Below are 26,206 nucleotides of genomic sequence, written 5' to 3' on the forward strand. Positions count from 1 at the left end.
TATCCTCGACGTGCCACTTCGATGATCTTCACGACCAAGGTCGCAAAGGCGAAGAGTACGCCTAGTATCAGACACAGATCGACAAGAGACATTCTCGATCCTTTCATGTGCGACAGCAGACTTGCTGCCGCCGCCACCATGACGCGTCGCATGCGCAAGTACCAAGCGACATCTCGTGCGCCGATCGGACGCCCCCGCGCAACCAACCTCCGCCCCACCCGTTCTCACAGGCAATCCAAGCCCATAGGAGAATGACGATGGCCGACAAGGATACCCCGCAGGAAGTCGCAGCGAAGTTCATCGACAAGCTGAAGGCCAGCCCGTTCGTGATGATCGGCCTGCACGACGGCCAGCATTCGGGGAGCCAGCATTCCGAGCCGATGACCGCACAGATCGACGACGATCAGCCCAACACGCTGTTCTTCTTCGCCGGCCGCGACAACCGTATCGCCAAGGGCGGCGCGGCGATGGCGCAGTTCGTCGGCAAGGGTCATGATTTCTTCGCGTGCATGTCGGGCGACGTCTCGACGTCGAACGACCGCACGCAGATCGACAAGCTCTGGAACAACCAGGTCGAGGCATGGTTTCCGGGCGGCAAGGAAGACCCTAATTTGACGCTGCTGCGTTTCGACATCGACAGCGCCGAGCTGTGGGAAACCGACATCTCGATCGGCGGACGCCTCAAGATGCTGTTCGGCGGCACGATCCAGTCGGACGAGTCGAGCAGCCACGCCGTGGTCAATTCGATCGCGTAATACTGGCGGGGAGGGGGCGAGAAACTACCGCCCCCTCCCTCCTCCGTCATCCCAGCGAAAGCTGGGATCTCCCGGTTTGAGACTCAACGCAAACCAACGAGGAGACCCCAGCTTTCGCTGGGGTGACGGACTATTGAAGCGAACTAAAAGCCTTATCCGTTCGCCGTGATGAACTCTTCAATCACCGGCGCGATCTTATCCCGCCAGCGCGAGCCGTTGAAGATCCCGTAATGACCAGCACCCTCCGCCATCAGATAGCGCTTCTTCTCGTCAGGTAGCGCGGTCGCCAGCGTCAGCGCAGCCTTCGTCTGCCCCAACCCCGAGATATCATCACGCTCGCCCTCGACCGCGAGCAGCCCGATGTCGGTAATCGCCGCTGGGTCTACCAACCGGCCACGGTGAGTCATGATCCCCCGCGGCAACGCGTGGTTCTGGAACACGACGTCGATCGTCTGGAGATAGAATTCCGCAGTCATGTCGCAGACCGAGCGGTATTCCTCGTAGAAATCCTGGCTCTGCGACGCACTCGCGCCGTCGCCCTGAACGAGATGCTTATACATCTCCCAATGCGAGACCATGTGGTTGCCCAGATTCATCGACATGAACCCGGCGAGTTGCAGGAACCCCGGATACACCTTCCGCCCCGCACCCGGATAATTACCCGGCACCGTCGCGATCACGTTCTGCTCGAACCACGCATGCGGCCGCTCGGTCGCCAGCGTGTTGACCGCGGTCGGCGCCTCGCGCGTATCGACCGGACCGCCCATCATCGTCAGCGTCTTCGGTCGACACGGGTTTCTGTCCGCGCTCATCAGGGCAGCGGCGGCATAGCAAGGCACCGATGGCTGGCAGACGGCCAGCATATGCGTGCCCCCCTGCCCTTCGTTCGGACCGATCTGCTCGAGAAACGCGATCAGATAATCGATATAGTCGTCGAGATCGAACCGCCCTGCCGAGACCGGCACGCTACGCGCATCACGCCAGTCGGTGATGTAGACGTCCGCGAACGGCAGCATCCGCTCGACCGTGCCGCGCAGCAACGTCGCGTAATGCCCCGACATCGGTGCCACGATCAGCAGCTTCGGACCGCCCTCGACACCCTCCCGCACGAAGCGCTTCAGTTGGCCGAAATCCTTCCGCAGCACGATCTCCTCGCGGACCGCGACCTCGCGGCCATCGATCGTCGTCGAGTCGAGCCCAAAGGCAGGCTTTCCGCGAGTCGCATTCGCGTGTGCGAACACCTCCAACGCTGATCCGATGACCGCACCGCCGCCCAAATAGGAGAACGGGTTTGCCGGATGACTGAGCATTTCCGCACCGAAACTCGCCATTTTGCTGGCGCCCGATAACATCGATCGTTGGAATTCGTAAGCATCGTAGAGCATGCGGTATCCTTTGCCCTAATATGGGCTGCCGAAGTGGTAACGCAAATCCGCTGCGGCGCAATGCGGCATTCCAAGGACGGCCACCACGCATCGAGCGCACGATCGCCCGGTTGTCGTTGAGCGCCACCCCCGCCACTGCTAGGTCCCGCGCATGGCCAAGCCGATACCCGAAGAAAAGACGTCCCGCCGGATTGGCGATCTCGCGATGGTGTGGCGTCACGCCGCGAACTATCCGCGCCAGATCGCGTTCGCCGGTCTCGCATTGCTGACGACGTCTGCGGCGACGATCGGCATCCCGTACGGGTTCAAGCGCGTGATCGATCGCGGCTTTGGTCCCGGCGAGGGCGGATCGGTCGCCAACTCGTTCCACTATCTGCTGATGATCGTGGTCGTGCTCGCACTCGCGACCGCGGTGCGCTTCTATTACGTCTCGTGGCTCGGCGAGCGCGTCGTCGCCGACATCCGCACGAACGTCCAGCGCCACCTGCTCCGCCTGACGCCGCGCTTCTTCGAGGAGAACCGCCCGTCCGAGATCGCCTCGCGCCTCACCTCGGACACCGCGCTGATCGAGCAGGTCGTCGGTAGCACGGTGTCGATCGCGCTGCGCAACACCTTCACCGGCATCGGCGGGCTGATCTACCTGTTCGCGATCTCGCCGAAGCTCGCGGGCATGCTGATGATCGGCATCCCGCTGATCATCCTGCCGATCGCGCTGCTCGGCAAACGCGTGCGCAACTACTCGCGCACCTCGCAGGACCGCGTCGCCGATGTCGGTTCGATCGCTACGGAAACGCTCGGCGCGATGAAGGTCGTGCAGGCGTTCGGCCAGGAAGACCGCGAGGCGATCCGCTTCTCCGACGCGGTCAGCGCGACCTTCGCTGCCGCCCGCGCGCGGATCATGCTCCGTGCGGTGATGACCGCGATCGTAATCGGCCTCGTGTTCGGTTCGATCACATTGGTCCTGTGGGAAGGCGCGATCGACGTCGCCGCGGGCCGCATCAGCGGCGGCGCAATCGCCGCGTTCGTGCTGACGGGCGGGATCGTCGCAGGCGCATTCGGCGCGCTGACCGAAGTCTATGGCGACCTGTTGCGCGGCGCCGGTGCGGCCGGACGCCTGTCCGAGTTGCTTCGCGAAAAGCCCGAGATCGCCGCGCCCACCAACCCGCTCGCCCTGCCCCAGCCGCCGCGGGGCGCGCTCGCGTTCGAGAATGTTCAGTTCCACTACCCAACGCGCCGCGACGTCGCCGCACTCAACGGCTTCTCGCTCGACGTGAAGCCCGGCGAGACGGTCGCCGTCGTCGGCCCCTCGGGCGCGGGCAAGACCACCTTGTTCCAGCTGGTCCAGCGCTTCTACGATCCCGACGCCGGGCGTGTGACGCTCGACGGCATCGATCTGCGCGACGCCGACCCGGCGGAGGTCCGCGCTCGGATCGCCATGGTGCCGCAGGAGACGATCATCTTCGGCGCGTCAGCCCGTGACAATCTCCGCTACGGCGACTGGTCCGCGACCGACGACCAGCTTTGGGCCGCCGCCGAAGCCGCCAACGCCGCCGAATTCCTGCGCAAACTGCCCGACGGACTCGACACGTTCCTCGGCGAAGGCGGCGCACGGCTGTCGGGCGGCCAGCGCCAGCGCGTAACGATCGCCCGCGCGCTGCTCCGCGACGCGCCGATCCTGCTGCTCGACGAGGCGACGAGTGCGCTCGATGCCGAGAGCGAGCGGCTGGTACAGGAAGCGCTCGAGCGGCTGATGGCGAACCGCACCACGCTCGTCATCGCGCACCGCCTCGCCACGGTGCGCGCGGCCGAGCGGATCATCGTGATGAACGACGGGCAGATCGTCGAGGAAGGCTCGCACGGGTCGCTGATGACCAACAGCGGGCTGTATGCGCGGCTGGCGAGCCTGCAGTTCAACGAGGCGGCGTAGAACCGATCGCCGGCAGGCCGTTTTAGGTCGCGATAGCCCCCAAGCGCTCCGTCTCCCCGGACTGGGTAGGTAATCTTACCTGACCGACAATCACCTCCCCGGCGGAGGCCGGGGTCCAGTTGGGAAACGTCGATGACGACGGCTGCGCTCCGTTACCACGACCTCACCAACTGGACCCCGGCCTCCGCCGGGGAGATGCACGCGTTTGAGAAGGAGCGGCGTCCTAGCCCTTCTTAGCCTTCGCCTTCTTCGGCTTCGGCACAGGCAATTCCGCGGTCGATATACGGACGAGGTCTGCCAGCCACTCTGCATCGTCCCAGCGATCCGCGTCGACCAGCAGGCACGGTTTCGCGCCCGGATACGGCGCACCCTCGTCGATTGCCCCCGCAAACGCGCGGCCGCCCGGGGTCGGCTTCACGAACAGCTGGTCGTCGCAGATCAAGCCGACCATTTTGCCATCGCAATAAAGCCCGTACTCGCCGAACATCGGCTTTGCGGAGACCTCCCCCGCCGCGGCGAGCTGGTCGACGATGAACGCGACGGTTTTGCGATCGGATGCCATCTGCCGATGCTGGCAGATCGGCGGGCCGATGGCGAGCCACTCCGACGGCGGTGTTTAGCTTGCGACGTCGCGTCCACGCGCGCAAACTCGGCGAAACAGGAGACGGACATGCGCGACTTTGACATCATCGTGTACGGCGCGACCGGATTCACCGGGCGACTGGTGGCCGAATATCTCGTCCAGACCTACCCGACCGGCGTCCGCTGGGCGATGGCAGGCCGCTCGCTGGCGAAGCTCCAGCAAGTCCGCGACCTGATCGGTGCTCCCGCCGAAACAGCGCTCATCACCGCCGATTCGGACGATCCCGCGAGCCTGCGCGCGATGGCCGAGCGCGCCACCGTCGTCATCTCGACGGTCGGCCCGTACCAGCTGTACGGCTCGGACCTCGTCGCCGCCTGTGCCGCGACCGGCACCGGCTATGTCGACCTCTGCGGTGAACCTGCCTGGATGCGCCACATGATCGACGCGCATGAGGGCGAAGCCACGCGAACCGGCGCGCGGATCGTGTTCTCGTGCGGGTTCGACAGCATCCCGTTCGATCTCGGCGTGCTGACGTTGCAGGACGCCGCGAAGGCGAAATACGGCATCCCCGCACCCCGTGTGAAAGGTCGCGTGCGGAAAATGCAGGGGACGTTCTCGGGCGGCACCGCGGCGAGCCTCAAGGCGACGCTCGCCGCCGCCGCGCGCGATCCCGGCATCGTCAAGCTGCTGACCAGCCCGTTTGCGCTCACCCCCGGTTTCAGCGGCCCGCACCAGCCGACCGGGCTGATCCCGGAATACGACACGACCATTTCCGCGTGGGTAGCACCCTTCGTGATGGCGCCGATCAACACCAAGAACGTCCACCGCACCAACTTCCTGCTCGGCCAGGCGTATGGCGCGGACTTCGTCTATGACGAGATGATGGTCGCCGGGCTCGGCGATATCGGCAAGGTCGCGGCGGAGGCGATCGCGAAGTTCAATCCGTTCTCGATCGACAAGGGGCCGAAGCCCGGCGAAGGGCCATCGAAGGAGGAGCGCGACGCGGGGCATTACGACCTGTTGTTCGTCGGTATAATGCCCGATGGGGAGCGGATCGATACGGTCGTCACCGGCGATCGCGATCCCGGCTATGGCTCGACCAGCAAGATGATCGCGGAGGCGGCGTTGTGCCTCGTGCAGGACGTGCAGGGCGATGGCGGGATCTGGACGCCAGGTGCGCTGATGGGGGCCAAACTGCGCGATCGGCTGGTGGCAAAGGCGGGTCTGAGCTTCACGGTCGGGTGAAGTGCAGCGGGATCGCAATCCGGCGCAGACACCTGCCGTTTTGTTCTCCCGCGAAGGCGGGAGCCCAGTCTGGATCCCCGCCTTCGCGGGGAAACAGTCTTTGGTTCGCCGTCATAGACTGGCGATGTCTCTATGAGCCTATCCGGCTGAATCAAAGGCAGCCTCGCCTCACTCGGCCAGCGCGAACACCGTCGCTGCGGCGGCCGCGCTGGCAACGACTCCCGACGTCGCAGCAATCGCCGCGGCCCGCCGGCGCACCGCACCGCGAAACGCGCCGAGCCTGCCGGCGTCGAGATGATAGCGCCCCGCGCCGTCGTCGACGATCGCGCCATAGCCGCACAACCGCCGAAACGTCCCGGCGTCTTCAGCTTCATAGGCGATCGCACGGTCCGCAACGGTCGCCTTCGCCGCGACGAAATCGTTGACGATCCGTCGCCGCGATCGGCCTAGACCCAATCCGAACATGCCAGTCTCCCCCCGCATCGATGTCGCATACTGCGAGGGGTTTGCGCAAATCCTAACGCCGTTTGCCCTGATGGCGGATGTTCGCCGGGCGCCCGCGCCGCTTGATCTCGCGTACCGGCTTCCGCCCGCCGCGCGGTGGCTGGGCCGCCCCCTTCCCCTCGGGCATCTCAAAGCGCAGCGCGCCCGACACCGGGTTCGCCTCCGCCAATCGCAGCTCCAGCGTCTGGCCCTGCGCGAAGACGTCGCCGCTATGTTCGCCGGTCAGCGTCCGCGCACCCTCGTCGAAGCGGAAATACTCGCCGCCCAGATCACGCACCGGCATCAGGCCATCGCCGCCGATCCCCTCGACCGTCGCGAAGAATCCGAAATTGGTCACGCCGGTGATCCGTACGTCCATCACCTGGCCGACGCGCTCCGACAGGAACGCCGCGACATAGCGATCGGTGGTGTCGCGCTCGGCCTCCATCGCACGGCGTTCAAGCCGGCTGATGATCTCGCCGACCGACTCCATGTTCGCCGCGTCGTCCGCTGGCAACCCGCCCTCGCCGAGCCCGTACGCCGAGACCAGCGAGCGGTGGACGAGCAGATCGGCATAGCGCCGGATCGGCGACGTGAAGTGCGCGTAACTGCCGAGGCTGAGCCCGAAGTGCCCGTGATTGCCGGGCGCGTAATAGGCCTGGGTCTGCGTACGGAGGATCTGCTCCATGACCTGAGGCCGGAAGTCGGCATCGCCAATCCGCTCGATGATATGGTTGAACGTTGCTGGCCGCACGACCTGCCCGAGCGCGAACGGCACGTCGAACGTCTCGAGATATTCCTTCAGCGCCGCCAACTTCTCGCGGCTCGGCGGCTCGTGGATGCGGTACATCACCGGCGCCTTCTTCGCCTCTAGCGCCTTGGCGGCGGCGACGTTGGCAGCGATCATGTAATCCTCGATCAACCGGTGTGCGTCGAGCCGTTCACGCGGCGACACCGACATGATCCGCCCCTGCTCGTCGAGCACGACGCGGCGCTCGGGGAGATCGAGATCTAGCGGTGCGCGGGCGTCACGCGCCTTGGCCAGCGCATGCCAGCAGGCCCAGAGTGGCTGCAACACGGCGAGCATATCCCCCCTCCCGTCTACGGGAGGGGTCGGGAGAGGGGCTTCCTGACTCACAGTCGGATCGAGCGGGGCACCGCCCCCCCCCGACCCCTCCCGCAAGACGGGAGGGGAGGACGAGTCGATAATCGCCTGCGCCTCTTCATACGCCAGGTTCGCCGCGATCCGCACCACCGCGCGCGTAAAGCGCCACGACTTGAGCGAACCATCCTTGCCGATCCGCAAATGGCACGCGAGCGCGGCGCGGTCCGCGCCTTCCTTCAGCGAACACACCTCCGCCGACAGGATCTCGGGCAACATCGGCACCACACGATCGGGGAAATACACCGAGTTCCCGCGCCGCCGCGCCTCGCGGTCGACCTCCGACTTAGGCCGCACGTAGAAGCTGACATCGGCGATCGCGACGATCGCCTTCCACCCGCCCGCATTCGAAGGGTCGTCGTCCGCCTCCGCCCACACCGCATCGTCGTGATCGCGCGCATCCTCAGGATCGATGGCGACGATCGGCAGGTCGCGCAAATCCTCGCGGCCCTCCCCAAGCGGCAGTTTCGACACGCGCTCAGCCTCGTCGAGCGCCTCCTGCGAGAACACGTCCGGAATGCCGAGCTTGTGGATCGCGATCAGCGAGAAGCTCCGCGCGGCAAACGGATCCCCCAGCTTCGACACGACTCGCGCAGCGATCTTCGGCGGCTTGCCCGCAAGTTCGGCCAGCACCAGATCGCCCGGCGCCGCGCCACCCGCATCCGCGACTGCGAACTCCCGCCGCTCACGCTTGTCGACACCGGTCAGCCAGAGGCGCCCCGCCTCCTCACGCAAGACGCCCAGCACCTGTTCGGACGCTGGCGCGAGCACCTTCATCGGATGCGCGATCCAGCCGTTTCCAGCCTCCTCGGTCCGCGCAAGGATCCGTTCGCCGACGCCCAGCGCACCGCGTTTCCGCTCGCGCACCCGCAGTCGCGGCGGTGGGACGCCTTCGGCTTCCCAACGCTCGGGCACCGCCCAGACGTTGCCGCCGTCATCGACGTCCGCGATCCGCAGCACCGTTACCTTGGGAATCCCGCCCATCTTGTGGAACGCGCGACCGGGGGCGCTGTCGATCAGTCCCTCGTCGGCCATGTCCTTGAGCAGCGCTTTCAGCCCGATCTTGTCCTGCGCGCTGAGCCCGAAGCCCTTGGCGATCTCGCGTTTGCCCGCGGGCACGTCGGAAGTGGCGATGAAGTCGAGGATCTGCTCGCGCGTCGGAAGACCGGCTTTTGGTTTGTACATGAGACAGAGATAGTCGGTAGGCCCAGCATTACCAAACGGCTAAAGCTCTGCACATGACGCAAAGTTACGACATTCTCATCGTCGGCGGTGGCATCAACGGTGCCGCGATCGCCCGCGAGGCGGCGCTCAACGGGCTCGCCGTCCTGCTCGTCGAAAAGGGCGACCTCGCAGGTGCGACCTCGTCCGCATCGACCAAGCTGATCCACGGCGGCCTGCGCTATCTCGAATATTACGACTTCAAGCTGGTCGCCGAAGCGTTGCGCGAACGCGAACGCCTGGTGAAGGCCGCGCCGCACATCATCCGCCCGATGCGCTTCGTCCTGCCGCACGAGAACGCGGTGCGCCCGTGGTGGATGGTCCGGCTCGGCCTGTACCTCTACGATTGGCTCGGCGGCCGGATGACGCTGAGGCGGTCCCGCGGCCTGCGCAAGAGCGACATCGCCTATACCGCCCCGCTCAAGAACGGCGCACGCGGCTTCGTCTATTCCGATGCGTTCGTCGACGATTCCCGCCTCACCGTGCTGAATGCGATCGACGCGCAGGACAATGGCGCCGAAATCGCAGTCCGCACCGAACTCGTCACCGCCCGCCGCGACGGCGCATTGTGGCGCGCAACGCTGTCCGACGGACGCGACGTCACCGCGCGCGCGCTCGTCAATGCCGCCGGCCCGTGGGTCGCAGAGCTGCTCGGTCGCCTCGGCATCAACGCCAGCGCCGGCGTCCGACTGGTCAAGGGCAGCCACATCGTCGTGCCCAAGCTCTACGAGGGCGACCACGCCTATATCCTGCAACTGGCCGACCGCCGCATCGTTTTCGCGATCCCCTATCAGGGCCAGACCGAGATCGGCACCACCGACATCCCCGTCGACCGCCCCGAAGACGCGGTGATCGATGCGGGCGAGATCGCGTATCTGTGCGACGCCGCGAACCAGCATTTCACGCGCCAGATTACACCCGCCGACGTCACCTCGACCTGGTCCGGCGTCCGCCCGCTCTATGACGACGGCGCCAGCGAGGCGAAGGCGGTGACGCGCGACTATGTCCTCGAACTCGACACGCTTGGGGAGGTCGGCGGAGCGCCTTTGCTGTCGGTATTCGGCGGCAAGATCACGACGGCACGCCATCTCGCCGAGGAAGCGCTCGACAAGATCGCCCCCGCGCTCGGTGAAACCGTCCACCCGATGACCCGTACCCGTGCCTTTCCCGGCGGCACGATCCCTCCGTTTGCCACCTATCTCGCGCAGGTCCGCGCGCGCTGGCCGTTCCTCGGCGATGCACGCAGCGAACGGATGGCGCATGCTTACGGCGCATTGCTCGACGAGATGCTTGCAGGGGTGAACGACGCAGCGGGTCTCGGCGCAGACCTTGGCGGTGGCCTGACGGAGATCGAAGCGCGCTGGATGCACGACCGGGAATGGGCAAGGATACCCGAAGATGCAATAATGCGTCGCAGCAAGATAGGGCTTGGCCTGAACGCGGAACAAACCGCCGCGTTCGAGGCATGGTGGACCGACGCTTACCCCGCGTAAATCTTACACCTTGCTTGTTGCGACATTCGGCATATCCTCTTTTCGATCAAGAGAGGAAAACCCTGATGGCAACGTACCCGGACCTCCAAACCGATCCAGAAGACAAGAATCTCGTGATCCTGCAAAGCCTGATCTGCTTGCTTCGCGAGAAGAACGTTTTGTCGCGCGCCGACATCGAAGAGCTCTGTGACACGGTCAAGCGACGCGCGAACGACCATGCCAGCGATCCGCTCCCCTGCCAGATCAGCGGTGCCAAAGCCGCCGCCACCGAAGTGGCGCAGATCGGCGACTATATTGGCCGCAAATATGGCGGAAAGCACCGTCGCTCGATCTGAGTGCGGGTCGGGAGCGGCACGGCTTTGTGGTGCGTAGCGGATCGCGTTGTGGTGCGTAGCGGATCGCGTTGTTCGTCTGCATGATCGCAATGCGCGAACCTATCGCGTTTGCGGACCCGAGAGAGATAAGGTGCGCTAGCGTAGCGCCCGCGAGGTCCGCGGACCTGCTGCGCTCGCAACCATAACCTTGTACGGGCTGGATATAGCTACCGACCGACTGAGGCGCGACGACAGACGCGTGCTAGCGAGCGCGCAGTAACCCGTGGTCTCGGACATTCAAACAAGGCACGTCCCGCACGCGCGATCACGAGACGCTGAATTATCGGCATCGCGCGACCGTGCTCCGGACGAAGGCTGCCCCCACCTTCTCCTCAAGGTCGGTTCGGGCGTCTCGCTAGATGCGCACCTGCCGCCGACAAACTTGGGCGCGGTAGCGAGGCACGACGTTTAGGATTTACAGGGTCGGCTTTGGGACATAGCCGTACCCGCAACCGTTCCCCGCGAGCGCCAACCAGAAGTCTGACCGACGCCCCGAACAGGCGATTGCAGGGCGATGCCCCCCCGATTGTGCCGCGCGATCAGCTTGCGACGAAGCAGGTTTCGCCAGCGACACGCAACCGGCCGCAGATATCCGCCGCCTGGTTCGCGCTGCCCGCATTCACGCGCAGACGGTACAGCGTGCGACCGCCCGTCGCGACCGGCTGGACCGACTTGCCCAGCGCGCCGATATAGGCGAACCGCTTGGAGAAGGTCGTCCAGGCGGCGTTGGCGACCGCCTCGCTCGGATACGCGCCCAGCTGGACCAGCGAACCGCCGGAGGCCGTTCCGGCTCCGTTAGGCTTCGACGGCGCCAAGGGGGTTGCGGCGACCAGGCGGCCGCCCGATGCGGGCACCTGCGCGACGGCGTTGCGACCAGCCACGTCGGACGTCTTGGTCGCGACTGCCCGCTTGCCGTCGACGGGCGCTTCCGGCACGCCGCGCAGGTCGATCGCGCCGTTGCCCGATTTGCCCGCGCTGGTCGCGATCGCCGAGTCGCCCTCGCCCTTGACCTTCAGGCCGCCGGCGTCGTCGGGCTTGACCTTGTAGTCGCCCTCCTGCGCCGCGATCATCTGGCCATCGCCCGTGGGTGCGCGCTGTTGCAGCTTGTAGATGCCGAAGATGATCGCCGCGAGCACCGCCAGGCCAAGCACGACCAGCGCGATAACGCGACCGATTCCGACCGTGTCCTGTTCGTCCGGCTCGACGGTTTCGAGCCAGGGGAGCCGGTCTTCCTCGCGCAGATCCATGTCTTCGGCCATCACTTCATCTCCGAAACCGCTTCGACACCCATGATGGCGAGGCCGTTATGAATAATCTGCCCTATAGCGGACGCCAAGAAAAGCCGTGCCGCAGTCGCCTGTGGATCCTCGATCACGAGGAAACGGCGATCCGGGCGGTCGTTGCCGACGTTCCACAGCGCATGAAACGCGGCAGCCAAGTCATAGAGATAGAACGCAATTCTATGCGGTTCGCGTGCCGTCGAGGCGATCTCGACGAGCCGCGGGAACTGCGCCGCGAGCTGCACGAGTGCCAGTTCGTCCGTATCAAGCCGGGACAAATCCGCAGAAATAGGCGTAATTCCCGCCTCTTCCGCGCGCCGATGCAGCGATGCGATGCGCGCATGCGCGTACTGGACGTAGAAAACCGGGTTGTCCTTCGAAGCCTCGACGACCTTGGCGAAGTCGAAATCCATCTGAGCATCCGACCGCCGCGTCAGCATCGTGAAGCGCACGACGTCCTTGCCGACCTCGCGCACGACGTCCGCCAGCGTGACGAAATTGCCCGACCGCTTCGACATCTTGACCGGCTCGCCGTTGCGCAGGAGCCGGACCATCTGGACGAGCTTGACGTCGAACCGCGTCTTGCCGCCGGTCAGCGCCGCTACGCCTGCGACGATCCGCTTGACCGTGCCGCCATGATCCGCGCCCCAGATGTCGATTAGCTGATCGGCGCTCTGGCTCTTCTGGAAATGATAGGCGAGATCGGCACCGAAATAGGTCCACGACCCGTTCGACTTCTTGATCGGGCGATCCTGATCGTCGCCGAACTGCGACGAGCGGAACAGCGGGAGCTCGACCGGCTCCCAATCGTCCGGCGTCTCGCCCTTCGGCGCTTCGAGCACGCCGTCATAGACGAGATCGCGCGACCGCAGTTCCGCCTCGGCCGCTTCCGGCTTCTTCGCGGCCTGGAGTTCGGCTTCCGAGGCGAACACCTCGTGCTCGATCCCGAGCAGCGCGAGATCGGCGCGGATCATCACCATCATCGCGGCGACCGCCTGCGTGCGGAAGGTCACCAGCCATTCGCTCTCGGGTGCGCCGACATAGCGGTCGCCGAACTCCTTCGCGAGCGACTGGCCAACGGGGACGAGATAGTCGCCGGGGTACAGGCCCTCGGGAATTTCGACAGTCTCGCCGAGCGCCTCGCGGTAGCGGAGGTGTACGGAGCGCGCGAGCACGTCGACCTGGCCGCCGGCATCGTTGACGTAATATTCGCGGATCACCTTGTGCCCGGCAAATTCGAGCAGGCTGGCAAGCGCATCGCCCACGACCGCACCGCGGCAATGGCCCATGTGCATCGGGCCGGTCGGGTTTGCCGAGACGTACTCGATGTTGACGGTGATCCCGTCGCCCTGCTTAGACCGGCCATAGTCGGCACCAGCCTCGGGAATCGCCGCCAATTCGGCGCGCCAGGCGTCGTCGGTCAGCTTCATGTTGATGAAGCCGGGGCCTGCGACGCTTGCAGAAGCGACGTCCTCAAGCTTCGACAGTTCGGCGACGAGCGCATCGGCCAGCACGCGCGGATTGGTCTTGGCGGGCTTGGCGAGGACCATCGCGGCGTTGGTCGCGAGATCGCCGTGGCTGGTGTCGCGCGGCGGCTCGACCGTGACGTTCTTGCGATCGAGGCCGGCCGGCAGCGTGCCCGCCGCGGTCAGCGTGTCGAGCGCCGCATCGATATGCGCGGCAAAACGGGTGTAGAGCGTCATGGCAGTCCCGGTACGTCAAGGAAACGCGCGCTCTAGACCATCGCAGCGCGGCGCTCAATTTTAATCCCGTCGCTGGGTGGCCGTCCGCTCCGCCCAGCGCAATCTGCCACATGGGCAAGCGATAACGGTTCCCCCGCGGACGCGGGGGCCCAGCTAAACCACATCCTCCGCCCGAGATCCTGGCCCCCCGCGTTCGCGAGGGAACAGAAGGCCGGGATAGATCTCGCGCTCAGCCCGCCACGCCCCGTCATGCTGACAGCAGCCGGGACCCAAGGTTACAGAGGGCAGCGATTGGTACCCTGGGTCCTGGCTTTCGTCAGGATAACGGGTTTGGGTGCGGGTTGGTGTTGGACAGCGTCAACAAGGACGGGCGCGGTGACGAAGGACATGGGCGAGCGGTACTACTGCCGAGAATGATGCCTCGCTGTTCACCGTCATCCGTACTCACCGTTACCCCTCCTCCCGATCGCCCCCCCCTACCCATCGTCATCCTGACGAAAGTCAGGATCCAGGGTTACTAGGGGCAACGCTTGGTACTCTGGGTCCTGACTTTCGTCAGGATGACGGATGTGGTTGGGGTTACCGCGGTCAGCGGACAACAATGCCTTCAGGTGCACGACTCGCTGGCACATCTACAGACCGCCTTCCCTCAAACCCGAACCAGCCCCTCAATCGCCGCAGTCCTCGCGCTCGCAGGGAACAATGCCGCCATCGCCCGCGCTGGCTCAACGCCAAAATGTGACGATACCGCGCCACCAATGAACGCATCCAGCTGCATCGTCGGCTTCAGGTCGCGTGCCTCGTAGAGCGCGGCGGGGGCGAGGCCAGGCCAGTCGGATACTACGCGGCCCCCCTTCACGCCGCCGCCGAACAGCATCGCAGACGTGCCCGTGCCATGATCCGTCCCCCCGGTGCCATTGACCGCGACGGTCCGTCCGAACTCGGTCGCGACCAGCACCATCGTGTCCGCCCATAACGGCCCCAGCCCCGCCTGCAGCGACGCGACCATCGCATCGAGGCCCTTCAGCTGCGCGGTCAGTCGGCCGCGTTGGCCGGTGTGCGTGTCCCAGCCGCCGGTCTCGATCATGGCGATCCGGGCGCCGGTGTCGGGCTTGAGCAGCCGCGCGGCGAGCGCACCCGTCGCGGCGGCGTTGCGGCCGCCGTCCTGCGCCAGATCGCTGGTGAGTTGCCGCGTCGCCATCGCCTCGCTCCACAGGCCATGGAGCTGCTGGTCGCCGTCGTACAGCATCGCGACGCGTTGCAGCAGGTCGTCGGACGCATCAGGCAGGCTCGACGGTGCATAGGACGCCACCTCACGCCGCCCCCGCAACGCCATCGGCACGGTCGCCGTCACCGCGATCGCGCGCGCCTCCTCTGCGGGCAGCACCCCCAGTAGCCGGTTGAGCCAGCCGTCGCGGACCTGGTACGCGCTCGCGCCCCCCGTCTCGAGTACGTTCTGCCCATCGAAATGCGATCGGTCGCGGTAGGGCGACGCGATCGCGTGCGCGAACAGCGCTTGGCCTTGCTTGTAGAGGCCGGCACTCGCGGTCATCGCGGGGTGGAGCGTGAACATGCCGTCGAGCTTGGCGCCCGTCGCGAAGTCCGCCGCAAGATCGCCGCGTACGCCGGCAAAGGCCGGATCGCCGACCGCCCCGATCGTCCCGAGACCATCGGCCGCGCCGCGCTGGATGATGAACACGAAGCGCTTGTCGGTAGCGGCGCGCGCAAACGCGATGCGCGGCGCGAACGCGGACGCCAGCACGCCGAGCGTACCGGTCGAGAGGAAGGAACGACGGTCGAGCATGACTATCTCCGCAGCGATTCTGGAGCGACGAGCAACAGCGCGAGCGCCTGCGCAGGGCTTTCCGCACGCGACAGGCCCTGCGCGGTGGTAGGACTAAGCGAGGCGGGGAACAGAATCGGCGCCAACGCCCGCGCATCGACCGGCCCGGCGCGCGCCGCGAACCGCTCCGCCGCCTCGACACGCCGCATGATCGCATCGGGCCCGGCCCAGGCTGCGGCGACGTCGTCATACCCGATCGGCTGCCCCGGCTGCCAGATCGGCTGGCCAAGCTGGTTCATCATCCCCACCGTCACGCCGGGCTGGACCGTCGTCGTGCCGAGCGCGCGCTGGGTCGAGACATACCATTCCCAGGGCGACTTGAACTTCACCGGCCGGGTCACCCAAGCCTCGGGCGATGCAACCAGCGCGCGATAGACCGTCGGCAGGTCGCCGCCCGATTTCAGGAACGCCGTCGTCAGCCGTGCGACCATCGCCGGCGGTGGCGCATCGCCGGCGAAGTGCCGCGCGAGCTTGGTCGCGATGTGCGTCGCGGTGGCAGGGTGGACGGCCAGGTCGGAGAGCACCGCCTGTGCCTGCGCCTCCCCGGCCGCAGGATAGAGCTTGCCCATCACGGTGCGATCGCCGGGCTGGTGGACGTCGTCGAGGAACAGGAAGCTGCCCGCGCGCGGATCATCCTGGATCCGTGCACCGGGACCGCGCCCGATCCCCGCGACCGTCCAGCCGGTCATCGCCCGCGCGAACTCGGTGACGTCGGCCTGGCTGTAGCCGCTGCGGACGCCGAGCGTGTGCAACTCCATGATCTCGCGCGCGAGGTTCTCGTTCAGCCCGGTGCGGCGCCGGGTCTTCCGCACCGCGAACGGACTGTCCGGGCCGATCGACACCGCCTGGTCGAGATACAGCAGCATCGCCGGATGCCGTTCGACCGCGTTCAGCATGTCGGCGAACGTGCCGAGCACATGCGGGCGGATCGCCTCGAACTCCATCGGCCCGGCGAGCGCCATCACCTCGAACTTCTCGGTCGATACCGCGAAATGGTTCGCCCAGAAATGCACGAGGCGCTCGACGAACGGTGCCTCGCCGGTGAGCGCGGCCATCGTCCGCGCCGCGACCGCCGTGCCGTAATCGTTGCGGCTCTGCTTGCCGATGAGTTGGCGCGCCTCCTGCCGCGCGGCTGTGCCCGGATCGATCGCACTCGGCATAACGGTGGATTGCGCCATCGCCGGCGGCGCGACACCCGGCGACTGCGGTACGGACATCGCCAGCGCAGCCGCAGCGGACTGAGTGTTCATGCCGACGGCGGCCTTCGGCATGCGCGGCCCGAACTGCGCGCGGATCGCCTTCTCCTGCGCATAATAGGCGGCGAGCCCTACAGAAATTCCGGCGGTCGGGGGCGTGCTCGCCACCACCGCCGGCCGTGGTTCGAACCAGTCGCACTGTGCCATCACCCACGTCGCCGGATCGCCGGCAACGACATCCCCCGGCCTTGCGCCAAGGCCGAACCGATTGAGCGCGATACTGGAAGCAGACACGACACTCTCCTTCGACGTCGGATTTAGACGCCAAATGTCGTGGAAGTATGTCGCTTCCGCCGCTCGTAGCATCGGCGGCGCTGTCCGTCGTTGCGCGCCGTGCAATCGCGACGGATAGGTTTGCAATTGCAACCCATGCTGCACTGCAATATTTCGCTGACTCGAGAGTTGGGTGAAGACCTGATCCGGCTCGACGCACTTCGGGAGATACGATCATGCGCACGACCATCAAGATCATCGCAGCAGCAGCGGCCGCCCTCACCTCGACGATCGGCATGGCCGCCGAAGCAAAGCAGAGCTTCGTCCACGAGGGCAGCACGTACGTCTACACCTCGACGCAGGACGGTGGCCGCCAGGTCATCGACGGCCATCGCTATCCGTCGGGCCAGAAGTTCCACCTGATCGTCCGCGGCGACCGCGTATCGGGTGTGTCGGGCGGCGTCCCGGTCGCGTTCAAGACCGCCGAAGCCAATGGCGCTGCCGGCGGGATCGCCTCGGTCACGCGCTGAGCCAACTGGGCTTTAGTGATTGCAGCGGCGGTCGGACTTCGGTCCGGCCGCCGTTTTTGCGTTTGGCTTCGACCTACCACAACACGTCCGTCATCCTGACGAAAGTCAGGATCCAAAGCCACTGAGGACGTCGTTCGTTACCCTGGGTCCTGACTTTCGTCAGGATGACGGAGGGGGAGCCGGCTACGTCTCCCTCAAAACCCCTCGGGCACGTCGATCGGGCCGACCAGTTCGCGGTAGCGCGATACCGCGTACCGATCCGTCATCCCCGCGATGAAGTCGGCGATATGCCGGCTGCGGTCGGGATCGTCGGTCGGCAGCCGCTCGCGCCATTCCTCGGGGATCGTCGCCGGATCGTCGCGGTACACCGCGAACAGCCCCGACACGATCCCATGCGCCGCATCCGCCGCCGCCAGCTGGCGTGGATGATGATAGAGATTGGCGTACATGAAGCGCTTCAGGTCGCGCTCCGCCTCCCGCATTTCGAGCGAGAAGCCGACCAGGCACTGCCCCGCATCGCGGACGTCGTCGACGCTGGTGACGCCGCTCGCCGCGATCCGCTGGCGCGTCTCGGCGATCAAGTCGTTGACCATCGTCCCGATCTGCGTGCGGACGAGTTCGCCGACCAGCCGCTTCGGCTCGATGTCGGGAAAGCGCCGCCGCACATCGTCCCAGCCGCGCGCCACCAGCGGCACCGCGAGCATCTGGTCGAGCGTCAGTAGCCCTGCGCGCAGGCCGTCGTCGATATCGTGATTGTCGTAGGCGATATCGTCCGCGATCGCCGCGACCTGAGCCTCCAGCGACGAAAAGCTCGTCAGCGCGAGCGGATACTCGGCGTCCGCCACCGCCAGCGCCCAGCCAGGATGCCGCACCGGCCCGTTATGCTTGGCAAGCCCTTCGAGCGTTTCCCATGTCAGGTTCAGTCCGTTCCACAACGGATACGGCCGCTCGATCGTGACGAGCGTGCGCAGCGTATGGCCGTTGTGATCGAACCCGCCCTGCCCGGTTAGCGCCGCCTTCAACGCATCCTCGCCGGCATGGCCGAACGGCGGATGACCGATGTCGTGTGCGAGACACAGCGCCTCGGTCAGATCCTCGTTCAGTGCGAGCGTCCGTGCGATCGTCCGGCCGATCTGCGCGACCTCGAGGCTGTGCGTCAGGCGAACGCGGAAATGATCGCCATCGGGCGCCATGAACACCTGCGTCTTGTGACGAAGGCGACGGAAGCTGATCGAGTGGATGATCCGGTCGCGGTCGCGCTGGAAGGCATCGCGGGGCCCACGAACGGACCCGTTCTGTTCCTCGTGAAGTCGTCCTTTGCTGCGCGCCGGGTCCGATGCCCAGGGCGCGCGGTAACTCACTTCGCGGGGAGCTTCGTAATGATCTCGCCGGGATCGCTGGTGAAGGTGAACGTCGAGACGCCTTCCTTGGCGAGCTGATTGACGAAGGTCCGCGCCTCGGCATCGGTCTTGAACGGGCCGGCGAGCACGCGGTTGGTTGCCTTCCACGGCGCGGTCCAGCCGCCGCGAGCGCCGAACACGGTCGGGGCCTTGGCCTTCGCCTTCTTCCACGCCTTGGGCAGATCGCCCTCGGTCGCGCCGGTCGACACCTGCACCCAGGTCCGCGCAGGATTGGCGCGCGCAATCCGCTTTTCCTCGGCCGCAGCCTTGTCGGCGGCGAGCTTCTCCGCAGCGGCAGCCTTCTTCTCCGCGAGCGCCTTTTTGTCGGCGATCGCCTTTTTCGCGGCGGCTTTCTTGTCGAGCGCCGCCTTCTTGTCGGCAGCGAGCTTGTCGGCGGCGAGGGTCTTCGCGGCTATGGCTTTGGCGGCTGCGTCGCGCTCGGTCTTGGCTTTCGCCTCGGCGAGCACGCGCTCCGCGTCGTCGGTGACCGGAATGGCGGCGGGCGTCACGACGGGTGCGGGATGCATCGGCGCGACGTCGAGCTCGGACGCGGGGATCGACAGGCCCGCGACGATCCGCGCAAGGATCGAGTCCTCGCTCGCCGCGACCGCATGCGTTCGCGTCGATGCCGTGGCGGCCACTGCGGTCGAGGCTGGCGCGGGCGTGGACGAACTGGAGAACCCAGGCGTTGGCGTTGCGGCGCTCGCACTCTGAATGGGCGCGTACTGCTGCGGCGGGACCTGCAGCGGCGGAGGCTGTACCGATGTCGGCTGCGTCGAAACCGAGGGCGACGCCGACGCCGCGAGAGCATTAGCCGCGCGGGTGGGATCGACCCGTGCCTGGGTCACCGGGATCGCCGCCATCTGCGTAGCTACGCTCTGGGGAAGCGTTCCCGCCGTCGAGGGCGCGGGTAGAACGCGCGCGACCGAGGTTGCCGGAACCGACACGGTGCTCGGCGGGATAGTCGCCGCAACCACGGAATTCGTCTCCGCAGCCGGGGTAATGCGGGCACTCTGGACCGGCACGGTCGGGGCAGAATAGCTCGGCTGCGGTGTAGGCTGGACCGTGCGAGCCGGAAGCGGCTGGACCATCTGCATCGGCGCGGCGGCGAGCTGGACCGGCGCAGCATAGGGGGCGGGAACGGCAGTGACCGTACGTGGCGCGGTGGTAGGCACGGGCGTCGCGGGCGTGCGCGTGGCCGCAGCCATCTGGACTCGGTCAGGCTTGGAGCGTCGGTCGCGCTTGTCCTTCTTGCCGGTGGTCGCGACGACGGTCGGCTGCGGCGTCACCGCGGCCATCATCACCGGTGCGGTCGGGTCGGCGACGAGCATGCCGAGCGGCGGCGCCATCCGTGCGTCCGCGAGACGCGCCGGCGTCGCGTGCACCTCGCCGAAGTGGACCGCAAACGCGCGGTCGCTGGCCGGCAGGGTCGGCAGGCGCTGAAAGAAGGGTTGCAGACCTTGCGCGGTGCCGCGCGGCATCATCGTCGTCGCGATCTTCTCCGCGCCGGCGACGTCGCCGTTCATCGCGATGATGAACGCGCGCGAGCGCCATGCGCCACGATCGCTCTTGAGCAACAGCGGGTTGAGCTGCTGGATCGCGAGGTCGGGCTTGCCCGAGATGCCGAGCGACAGCGCGTAACGCCGGATGGTCTCGTCATCGGGCGCATCGCGGAGTGCTACGCGGTAGTCGCGCTGCGCCCGGTCCTGCTGGCCGATCAGGTCGTAGGCGAGGCCGCGGTCGGCGGCGAAATTGCGCGGGTCGAGGCCGAGGGCCTCGGCCTGCGCATAATAGCGTAGCGCTTCGCCCGGACGCTCCGACCTTACGAGGATCGAGGCCATTCCCGCTTTTGCCCGACCATCGCGCGGGTTCACCTTTTCCGCGCGAGCGAACAGGGCTGCGGCACCGCTGAGGTCGCCGAGGCCCATCGACAGGTCGCCGGCCTTGATCAGTGCGTCGATGTTGCGGGGGTTGCTCGCAAGCTGGCGCATCACGTCGCCGAGCTTGTCCGCGTCGGTCGTGCCGGGGATCGCCTGGACGACGGCTTGCGCGGACGCGGCGCAGGGCACGGCCGCGAGCACAAGTGCCAGCGCGGCGGTCAGGAGATGATGGGACGAGCGGGTCATGAGGATCATCTGTCTAGACGCCAGCCCGACCGAACCGGCAATGTCTGCGGCGCATGCGCGCGGCGAACTGGGCTGGGGCGGCGACGAGTGAAGCGCCGAGGAGTGAGCAACGGGTGAGGGCTACGATCTGCGGAGACGACATCTGTGATCTTGGAAAAGCGTTCGTTCCGAAACGCCGCCTCCCCGGCGGAGGCCGGGGTCCAGTTGGGAGACGGAGTTAACGATGGAAAGCGCTCCGTTACATCAACCTTGCCAACTGGGCCCCGGCCTCCGCCGGGGAGGTGACGATGTTGGAAACCAATATCCCCGATCAACCCATCTCGTACCGCCGTTCTCCCGCCAAACCGAGAGAACGGCGCCCAGACTTACTGGTTGTTCTGCCGATGCAGAAAACGCGGGATGTCGAGCGGATCCTGGGGAGCCGCTTCGCCGTCTTCCTTCGCCGCGCCGCGTGCCGCATTCGACATGCGCTCGAACAGCGTGCCGCCAAGCTTCACGCGCGGTGCGGCCGGAACCGCCTCGGGCGCAGCCTCGGCACCGGGAGCGAGCCAGCGGCGACGTGCGCCACCCTCGTCCGCAGCCGGGGTCGGTACCGGAATAGCCGGCGCGATCGGCGCACGCGCCGGCGGCACGGACGATGCCGAGGCCGGACGCGCGATCGGACCACGACCATAGGACTCGTCGCCATAGGTGCGCGGCGCCTGTGCCGCATAGGTCGGCGACGTGTGCGTCTGCGGCGCAGGCGCGGGCGCCGGTGCCGGAGCAGCCTGTGGAACGATCGTCTCGGCGCCGAGCACGAGTTCGTCATCGGACTTCGACGGCTCGACTTCCGACGACGCGTTCAGGTCGAGCGGCTCCTCGTCGGCGGACGAAGCAACAGGCGCGGCCGACGAAGCGGCAGGCTCGCTCGGACGGAACGAGGTGTTCTCATCCGTCTTGCGCGCACCGAAGCTGAACGAGCGGGTCGGCTCGGGTGCAACTTCCGGAGGGCGCGCATCGGCGTCGATCCCGGTCGCGACGACCGAGACGCGGATCTTGCCTTCGAGCTCCTGGTTGAACGCCGAGCCCCAGATGATGTTCGCATCGGGATCGACCAGGTCGCGGATGTGATTCGCGGCTTCGTCGACTTCGAGCAGGCGCATGTCGTCGCCGCCGGTGATCGAGATGATGACACCCTTCGCGCCGCGCATGCTGACGCCTTCGAGCAACGGGTTCGAGATCGCCTTCTGTGCAGCCTCGAGCGCGCGGTTGTCGCCGCTGGCTTCGCCAGTGCCCATCATCGCCTTGCCCATCTCCTGCATCACCGAGCGGACGTCGGCGAAATCGAGGTTGATGAGGCCCGGCATCACCATCAGGTCGGTGATGCTGCGGACGCCCTGCTGGAGCACCTCGTCCGCCATCGTGAACGCTTCCTTGAAGGTCGTGTTCGCGTTGGCGATGAGGAACAGATTCTGGTTCGGGATGACGATCAGCGTGTCGACATACTTCTGCAGCTCGTCGATGCCGCCCTCGGCCGACTTGGCGCGACGGTTGCCCTCGAACGCGAACGGCTTGGTCACGACACCGACGGTCAGGATGCCCATGTCGCGCGCCGCCTTGGCGATGACCGGCGCTGCGCCCGTACCCGTACCGCCGCCCATGCCGGCGGTGATGAAGCACATGTGCGCGCCTTCGAGCATCTTGGCGAGCTGGTCGATCGTCTCTTCGGCGGCCGCGCGACCGATCTCGGGACGGCTACCGGCGCCGAGACCCTGCGTGATCTTGGTGCCGAGCTGGATCCGCTGCGGTGCGGTCGACTGCTTCAACGCCTGCGCGTCGGTGTTCGCCACGAGGAAGTCGACGCCCTGGACGTCGGCCCGCATCATGTTGGCGATCGCGTTGCCGCCTGCGCCGCCGACGCCGATCACCGCGATGCGGGGGGCCAGATCGTCCACTTCGGGACTAAGGAATTCGATGCTCATCGCCGTTCTCCGCACAACCCGGTAGATACGCTACGGCCGGGCCCCTGATTAATCTGTGTGCACCAACGTCACGGCCTGTTCCAGCCGAAATAACGCCAGCGCCCTCGAAACTCTTAATAATTCGCGCGTGCCGCCTGAATCAATTTCCGCACCATGCCCATTCCCTTGGGACGATGCACCGTCGTCCGCTGCGGCGCGAGCCCGCGAAGATCGATCGGATTGGTCGCCGCGTAGAAGGCCAACCCCGCTAGCGTCGCGAACGCCGGTCCGCCATGCGCTTCCGGCAGCGCGGTCAGGCCACGCGGTCGACCGATCCGCACCGACCGCCCGAGCGCCTGTTGCGCATAGTCGGCGATGCCCTTCAGCTCCGCACCGCCGCCGGTCAGCACGACCTGACGCCCGACCGGCCCCTCGAACTTCAGCTTGGTGAGCGCGTTGCGCACTTCGCCCATCTGATGCTCCAAACGCTGGCGGATCACGCCGATCAGTTGCGCCTTGGTGATCTGCGCGCCCTCGCCCGCGCCGTCCTCGGCGGAGATCGGCATGACCGGGATCATGTCGTGATTGTCGCGGGGGCTGGCGTTGGCCGATCCGTGGAAGCACTTCATCCGCTCGGCATTCTGCCGCCGCGTGCCGAACGCGCTCGCGATATCATCCGTAATGTCTGCAGCGCCCATCGGGATCGAGGTCAGACCCACCAGCATGCCGCCCGCGAACAGCGACACGTTGGTGATCCCGGCACCCATCTCAACCAGCGCGACGCCAAGCTCGCGCTCCTCCTCGCTGAGGCAGGCGAGCCCGGTCGCGACCGGCGAGGCGATGATCGACTTCACTTCGAGATGTGCCGACCGCACGCAGAGATCGAGGTTGCGCACCGGCGAACCATCCGCCGCAACGACATGGATGTGCACGCCGAGCCGATCGGCATGCAGACCGAGCGGCGTCTTCACCCCGGTCAGCCCGTCGAGCGTATAAAGCGCCGGCTGCGCGTGGAGCACCATCCGGCCCTGCGGATCGATCGAGTTGCGCCCGGCGGCGAGCAACGCGTCGATATCCTGCTGCTCGACGCGGTGGCCACCAAGCTCGAACTCGACCTCGGCGACATCGGACACGAGCCCGCCGGCCGAGAAACCGACCCAGACATTCTCGATGTTGATCCCGGCGATCCGCTCGGCCTGTTCGACCGCCTCGCGCACCGCCGCCTCGGTCGTCGCCATGTCGGCGATATAGCCGCGCTTGACGCCCCGGCTCTCGCGCTGGCCGGTGCCGAGCACGATCAGCTCGCCGCCGTCCCCCTTCTGCGCGATCATCGCCGAAACCTTCGACGACCCGATATCGAGCGCCGTGATCAGCCCTTCCGGTGCCACCTTTGCCATGTCATCCCTCCCCGCCCGTTACGTTCGCGCCCGCCGTTTGCGACGGAGTATTCGTAGTCTCGCCCGTTGCCGGTGCGCTTGCTGGTGCCGGCACGTCGACGCTGTGCGCCAGGCTCGCGCCCGGCTTGCGCGCGACCAGCTTGGTCGGATCGCGCATGTCGAACCGGATCCAGCCGCGCCCTAGCAGCGGACGCGCGCCGTCCAGTTCGGCAAACTTCACGAGCGCTCGCGGCGCGCCGTCTTCGGGCAGCGCCAACGTCTCGCCGCTCTCGAACGTAAGATCCCATCGCCGATTGCCGACCCAGGTCGCCGCCTTCACGCGCGGCTTCAGTGCAGGCGCGGCGGCGAGCAGCGTCTGGTACGAAGCCTCCTGCCGATCCGCACCCGGCCCGATCACCAGCGGCAGGTTCGGGATCGCATCCGGCTGGACCGGCTCGAGCAGCACGCCCGACGAATCGATCAGCGTCAACTGCCCATTGTCCTGCCACACCGCGGCGGGAGTCCGCTCGACGATATCGACCAGCATCGTGTTGGGCAGCCGCCGCGACACATGCGCGTCCGCGATCCAGCCATAACGCAGCAGCTTCTGCCGCACCGCCTCCAGGTCGACCGACAGCATCGACGTCTGGTTCTGCTTGTCCTCCAGCGCGACCGCATAGACCGACATCCGGTCCATCCGCTTGAGGCCCGTCACCTCGATCTGCTCAACCTTGAAGCCAGCGCGCCCGGCGCCCTCGGCCACCGCCGCGCCGATCATGCCGGGAATGCCGACCCACGTCGCCGCAGCGATCGCCACCGCACCGCCTGCGCCGAGGATCGACCAGGTCGCGATTTTCCGGAGCGTATCCTCGCTGACCGGGAGCATCCCGACCAGCCGGTCCATCACCGACACCTTCTTGACCGCGACCTTCCGCCGCGGGGCGGGCCGCTTGGGCGGCGGACCGCGCTTGATCGTGCGGCTCATGGAGAAGGATGGTCCTGAAGCGCCTCGTCGACGATCGCCTGGACCAGCTCGGCATAGCTCATGCCGATGTGCCGCGCCTGTTCGGGGACGAGGCTCAGCGGCGTCATCCCCGGCTGCGTGTTGACCTCGAGCAGGAACAGCCCATCGACGCCGCGCTCGTCATCCCAGCGAAAATCCGACCGCGACGCGCCCTTGCAGCCGAGCAACCGATGCGCTTCGAGCGCGAGGCTCTTGCAAGCATCGGTAATCTCGTCGGGAATCTCCGCCGGGCAGACGTGCACCGTCATCCCGTCGGTGTATTTCGCGTCGTAATCGTACCAGCCGCTCTTGGGCTTCAACTCGGTCACGCCGAGCGCCTTGCCGCCGAGCACCGCCGTCGTCAGCTCGCGCCCGCGGATATACGGCTCGGCGAGCAGTTCCTCGAACTCGCCCCAAGGCCCGACGCTGTCGCGCGCGATCGGATTGCCGTAATTGCCGCTGTCCGTGACGATCGCCACGCCGACCGAGGAGCCCTCGTTGACCGGCTTCAGCACGTAGGGCCGCGCCATCGGATCGCTCTCGAACAGGTCCGCCGACTTGACGATCCGCCCACCTGGCATCGGCACGCCCGCGGGAACGAGCAACAGCTTGGTCAGCACCTTGTCGATCGCGATCACCGACGTGGCAAGGCCGGAATGCGTATAACGCAAGCCCATCAGGTCAAGCAGCCCCTGCACCGAACCGTCCTCGCCAGGGGTGCCGTGAAGCGCGTTGAACACGAGGTCGGGCTGAGCCTCGGCCAGCTTGGCAGCAACATCCCGCCCCATATCAATCCGCGTAACCCGGTGGCCGAGCGACTCCAGCGCATCGGCACAGCCATTGCCCGACATCAGCGAAACTTCACGCTCCGCCGACCAGCCGCCCATGAGAACCGCGATGTGAAGGGG

At 66.6% G+C, this 26,206-nt stretch carries 20 protein-coding genes; 6 read left to right on the forward strand and 14 right to left on the reverse strand.

The features are described 5' to 3' along the window. The first annotated feature begins 257 nt into the window (after positions 1 to 257). Positions 258 to 755 (forward strand): pyridoxamine 5'-phosphate oxidase family protein, encoded by a 498-nt coding sequence (locus U1763_RS10055; protein ID WP_132738710.1) that lies wholly within the window; start codon positions 258 to 260, stop codon positions 753 to 755. Positions 756 to 907: 152 nt separating this feature from the next. Here the strand turns inward: U1763_RS10055 and U1763_RS10060 are convergent, their stop codons facing one another. Then, the gene (locus U1763_RS10060) at positions 908 to 2,140 is read right to left on the reverse strand and encodes a polyhydroxyalkanoate depolymerase (protein ID WP_332755112.1); all 1,233 of its coding nucleotides are present in this window, start codon (positions 2,138 to 2,140) and stop codon (positions 908 to 910) included. Between the two features lie 151 nt (positions 2,141 to 2,291). On the opposite strand from U1763_RS10060, the gene U1763_RS10065 reads away from it, so the two are divergent. Continuing rightward, entirely contained in the window at positions 2,292 to 4,067 is a 1,776-nt protein-coding gene (locus U1763_RS10065; RefSeq protein ID WP_332755113.1) for an ABC transporter transmembrane domain-containing protein, read from the forward strand. Positions 4,068 to 4,290: 223 nt separating this feature from the next. Here the strand turns inward: U1763_RS10065 and U1763_RS10070 are convergent, their stop codons facing one another. Next, a complete protein-coding gene (locus tag U1763_RS10070; protein ID WP_332755114.1) occupies positions 4,291 to 4,629 on the reverse strand; it encodes a TfoX/Sxy family protein in 339 nt (112 codons plus the stop codon). A 108-nt stretch (positions 4,630 to 4,737) separates the two neighbouring features. Between U1763_RS10070 and U1763_RS10075 the strand changes: the two genes are divergently transcribed. Then, positions 4,738 to 5,895: a saccharopine dehydrogenase family protein gene (locus tag U1763_RS10075; RefSeq protein ID WP_332755115.1), complete on the forward strand. Its 1,158-nt coding sequence runs from the start codon at positions 4,738 to 4,740 to the stop codon at positions 5,893 to 5,895. 168 nt (positions 5,896 to 6,063) lie between these two features. Here the strand turns inward: U1763_RS10075 and U1763_RS10080 are convergent, their stop codons facing one another. After that, entirely contained in the window at positions 6,064 to 6,360 is a 297-nt protein-coding gene (locus U1763_RS10080) for a hypothetical protein (protein ID WP_332755116.1), read from the reverse strand. 52 nt (positions 6,361 to 6,412) lie between these two features. Continuing rightward, positions 6,413 to 8,725, reverse strand: a complete 2,313-nt coding sequence (locus tag U1763_RS10085) for a ribonuclease R family protein (RefSeq protein ID WP_332755117.1) — start codon at positions 8,723 to 8,725, stop codon at positions 6,413 to 6,415. Between the two features lie 53 nt (positions 8,726 to 8,778). On the opposite strand from U1763_RS10085, the gene glpD reads away from it, so the two are divergent. Beyond that, entirely contained in the window at positions 8,779 to 10,254 is a 1,476-nt protein-coding gene (glpD, locus tag U1763_RS10090) for a glycerol-3-phosphate dehydrogenase (protein ID WP_332755118.1), read from the forward strand. 65 nt (positions 10,255 to 10,319) lie between these two features. Continuing rightward, on the forward strand, positions 10,320 to 10,589 hold the full coding sequence (locus U1763_RS10095) for a hypothetical protein (RefSeq protein WP_132738734.1): 270 nt from the start codon (positions 10,320 to 10,322) through the stop codon (positions 10,587 to 10,589). A gap of 578 nt (positions 10,590 to 11,167) precedes the next feature. Here U1763_RS10095 and U1763_RS10100 read toward each other — a convergent pair. From U1763_RS10100 to U1763_RS10115, 4 genes are all read right to left on the reverse strand, one after another. Continuing rightward, positions 11,168 to 11,887, reverse strand: a complete 720-nt coding sequence (locus tag U1763_RS10100; RefSeq protein WP_132738737.1) for an SPOR domain-containing protein — start codon at positions 11,885 to 11,887, stop codon at positions 11,168 to 11,170. Continuing rightward, positions 11,887 to 13,611: an arginine--tRNA ligase gene (argS, locus tag U1763_RS10105; RefSeq protein ID WP_332755119.1), complete on the reverse strand. Its 1,725-nt coding sequence runs from the start codon at positions 13,609 to 13,611 to the stop codon at positions 11,887 to 11,889. The genes U1763_RS10100 and argS overlap by 1 nt, the downstream gene beginning before the upstream one ends. A 649-nt stretch (positions 13,612 to 14,260) precedes the next feature. Next, positions 14,261 to 15,415 (reverse strand): DUF1501 domain-containing protein, encoded by a 1,155-nt coding sequence (locus tag U1763_RS10110; protein ID WP_332755120.1) that lies wholly within the window; start codon positions 15,413 to 15,415, stop codon positions 14,261 to 14,263. A gap of 2 nt (positions 15,416 to 15,417) precedes the next feature. After that, entirely contained in the window at positions 15,418 to 16,944 is a 1,527-nt protein-coding gene (locus U1763_RS10115) for a DUF1800 domain-containing protein (RefSeq protein WP_332755121.1), read from the reverse strand. Between the two features lie 215 nt (positions 16,945 to 17,159). On the opposite strand from U1763_RS10115, the gene U1763_RS10120 reads away from it, so the two are divergent. Continuing rightward, entirely contained in the window at positions 17,160 to 17,453 is a 294-nt protein-coding gene (locus U1763_RS10120) for a hypothetical protein (protein ID WP_132738749.1), read from the forward strand. Between the two features lie 194 nt (positions 17,454 to 17,647). On the opposite strand, the gene U1763_RS10125 is transcribed toward U1763_RS10120, so the two are convergent. The 6 genes from U1763_RS10125 to U1763_RS10150 form a co-directional block, all read right to left on the reverse strand. After that, positions 17,648 to 18,814, reverse strand: coding sequence for a deoxyguanosinetriphosphate triphosphohydrolase (locus U1763_RS10125; protein ID WP_332755122.1), 1,167 nt, complete (start codon positions 18,812 to 18,814; stop codon positions 17,648 to 17,650). Continuing rightward, a complete protein-coding gene (locus tag U1763_RS10130; protein WP_332755123.1) occupies positions 18,811 to 20,979 on the reverse strand; it encodes a tetratricopeptide repeat protein in 2,169 nt (722 codons plus the stop codon). Before U1763_RS10130 ends, U1763_RS10125 begins: the two co-directional genes overlap by 4 nt. A gap of 365 nt (positions 20,980 to 21,344) precedes the next feature. After that, on the reverse strand, positions 21,345 to 22,940 hold the full coding sequence (ftsZ, locus tag U1763_RS10135; protein ID WP_332755124.1) for a cell division protein FtsZ: 1,596 nt from the start codon (positions 22,938 to 22,940) through the stop codon (positions 21,345 to 21,347). Between the two features lie 113 nt (positions 22,941 to 23,053). Beyond that, entirely contained in the window at positions 23,054 to 24,316 is a 1,263-nt protein-coding gene (gene ftsA, locus U1763_RS10140) for a cell division protein FtsA (protein ID WP_132897832.1), read from the reverse strand. A gap of 1 nt (position 24,317) precedes the next feature. Beyond that, positions 24,318 to 25,280, reverse strand: a complete 963-nt coding sequence (locus U1763_RS10145) for a cell division protein FtsQ/DivIB (RefSeq protein ID WP_056051324.1) — start codon at positions 25,278 to 25,280, stop codon at positions 24,318 to 24,320. After that, a complete protein-coding gene (locus U1763_RS10150; RefSeq protein WP_443026919.1) occupies positions 25,277 to 26,185 on the reverse strand; it encodes a D-alanine--D-alanine ligase in 909 nt (302 codons plus the stop codon). The genes U1763_RS10145 and U1763_RS10150 overlap by 4 nt, the downstream gene beginning before the upstream one ends. Between the last annotated feature and the right edge of the window lie 21 nt (positions 26,186 to 26,206).

Origin of the sequence: Sphingomonas sorbitolis, from assembly GCF_036663875.1 — a bacterium.
Classification (GTDB): Bacteria; Pseudomonadota; Alphaproteobacteria; order Sphingomonadales; family Sphingomonadaceae; genus Sphingomonas.